This window comes from Streptomyces sp. NPDC001108 (assembly GCF_053598535.1).
This window is the reverse complement of the sequence record NZ_JBSFKL010000042.1, coordinates 1,514-3,450: the sequence shown is the minus strand read 5'-3', so window position 1 is coordinate 3,450 and position 1,937 is coordinate 1,514. Positions and strand designations below refer to the sequence as shown.

Annotated in this window: 1 rRNA gene (cut by a window edge); it reads left to right on the top strand. The window is 57.7% G+C overall.

What is annotated here, in order from left to right:
• The first annotated feature begins 237 nt into the window (after positions 1-237).
• Positions 238-1,937: ribosomal RNA gene (locus ACWC97_RS33895) — 23S ribosomal RNA — on the top strand; it runs 1,491 nt beyond the window's last position.

Sequence of the window (1,937 nt, the reverse complement as noted above, 5' to 3'; positions counted from 1 at the left end):
GTAGCTCATGGGTGGAACGTTGACTATTCGGCACAACAGGGTTTGGTTGTTCACTAGTACTGCTTCGGCGTGGAACGTGGGTGATCGGGTCGGGTTGTGTCGGGCACGTTGTTGGGTGTCTGAGGGTACGGCCGTATGGTCGCCTTCAGTTGCCGGCCCCAGTGAAGCATCGCTTGTCGGTGTGTGATGGGTGGCTGGTCGTTGTTTGAGAACTGCACAGTGGACGCGAGCATCTGTGGCCAAGTTTTTAAGGGCGCACGGTGGATGCCTTGGCACCAGGAACCGATGAAGGACGTGGGAGGCCACGATAGGCCCCGGGGAGCTGTCAACCGAGCTTTGATCCGGGGGTGTCCGAATGGGGAAACCCGGCAGTCGTCATGGGCTGTCACCCGCTGCTGAACACATAGGCAGTGTGGAGGGAACGAGGGGAAGTGAAACATCTCAGTACCCTCAGGAAGAGAAAACAACCGTGATTCCGGGAGTAGTGGCGAGCGAAACCGGATGAGGCCAAACCGTATGTGTGTGATACCCGGCAGGGGTTGCGCATGCGGGGTTGTGGGATCTCTCTTTTGCGGTCTGCCGGCCGTGAGACGAGTCAGAAACCGTTGATGTAGGCGAAGGACATGCGAAAGGTCCGGCGTAGAGGGTAAGACCCCCGTAGCTGAAACATTGACGGCTCGTTTGAGAGACACCCAAGTAGCACGGGGCCCGAGAAATCCCGTGTGAATCTGGCGGGACCACCCGCTAAGCCTAAATATTCCCTGGTGACCGATAGCGGATAGTACCGTGAGGGAATGGTGAAAAGTACCGCGGGAGCGGAGTGAAATAGTACCTGAAACCGTGTGCCTACAAGCCGTGGGAGCGTCGCGCATCGGGCTTGCTCGGTGCGTCGTGACTGCGTGCCTTTTGAAGAATGAGCCTGCGAGTTAGCGGTGTGTAGCGAGGTTAACCCGTGTGGGGAAGCCGTAGCGAAAGCGAGTCCGAACAGGGCGTTTGAGTTGCACGCTCTAGACCCGAAGCGGAGTGATCTAGCCATGGGCAGGTTGAAGCGGAGGTAAGACTTCGTGGAGGACCGAACCCACCAGGGTTGAAAACCTGGGGGATGACCTGTGGTTAGGGGTGAAAGGCCAATCAAACTCCGTGATAGCTGGTTCTCCCCGAAATGCATTTAGGTGCAGCGTCGTGTGTTTCTTGCCGGAGGTAGAGCACTGGATAGGCGATGGGCCCTACCGGGTTACTGACCTTAGCCAAACTCCGAATGCCGGTAAGTGAGAGCGCGGCAGTGAGACTGTGGGGGATAAGCTCCATGGTCGAGAGGGAAACAGCCCAGAGCATCGACTAAGGCCCCTAAGCGTACGCTAAGTGGGAAAGGATGTGGAGTCGCAGAGACAACCAGGAGGTTGGCTTAGAAGCAGCCACCCTTGAAAGAGTGCGTAATAGCTCACTGGTCAAGTGATTCCGCGCCGACAATGTAGCGGGGCTCAAGCGTACCGCCGAAGTCGTGTCAATCCAGCATAAGGGCCAACGCCTGCTGGGTTGGGTAGGGGAGCGTCGTGTGCCGGGTGAAGCAGCCGTGGAAGCGAGTTGTGGACGGTTCACGAGTGAGAATGCAGGCATGAGTAGCGATACACACGTGAGAAACGTGTGCGCCGATTGACTAAGGGTTCCTGGGTCAAGCTGATCTGCCCAGGGTAAGTCGGGACCTAAGGCGAGGCCGACAGGCGTAGTCGATGGACAACCGGTTGATATTCCGGTACCCGCTTTGAAACGCCCAATACTGAATCAGGCGATGCTAAGTCCGTGAAGCCGGCCCGATCTCTTCGGAGTTGAGGGTAGTGGTGGAGCCGATGAACCAGACTTGTAGTAGGTAAGCGATGGGGTGACGCAGGAAGGTAGTCCAGCCCGGGCGGTGGTTGTCCCGGGGTAAGGGTGTAGGA